The organism is Modicisalibacter radicis (genome assembly GCF_900961225.1).
Lineage (GTDB): Bacteria > Pseudomonadota > Gammaproteobacteria > Pseudomonadales > Halomonadaceae > Modicisalibacter.
Genome location: NZ_CAAHFN010000003.1, coordinates 1 through 439, shown reverse-complemented (window position 1 = coordinate 439; position 439 = coordinate 1). Strand labels below are relative to the sequence as shown.

Annotated in this window: 1 protein-coding gene; it reads right to left on the bottom strand. The window is 42.4% G+C overall.

Annotation, left to right across the window (positions count from 1 at the left end; genetic code table 11):
• A partial coding sequence (locus HR9077_RS00015; RefSeq protein ID WP_168380855.1) for a TonB-dependent receptor plug domain-containing protein occupies positions 1 to 439 on the bottom strand: 439 nt, incomplete at both ends.

Here is a 439-nt window from a genome sequence, read left to right as displayed (position 1 = left end):
AGTAAAGCCTGTTGCTGGCTGGTTAGTAAAATAAGGAATTACCGCGCCCGCTGTGATTGTGTCATCACGGTAGCGCATTTTAGAATAGGAAACATTGACCAGCGCACCAAACTCACCCGCGCCATCTAAATCCCAACGATTGCTTAATAGCATACTTAAATTAGGATCAACTTTGTCAGGTTGGTCTGAATAAATACCGCGTGCTGCTAGTACGACTTTTTCACCATCAAAGTTAAATGGGCGCTGTGTTTTAATATCAATCGAACCGGCAATGCCACGTTCAACTTGCTTGGCAGAACGCGTTTTATAAACGGTAACACCAGAGAGTAAACTAGCAGGAATATCTTGCAAAGATACATCACGCCCAGAGCCTGTAAATATATTTCTGCCGTTGATCGTAGTATGTACATCACTTAAACCACGAATAGATACATTACTG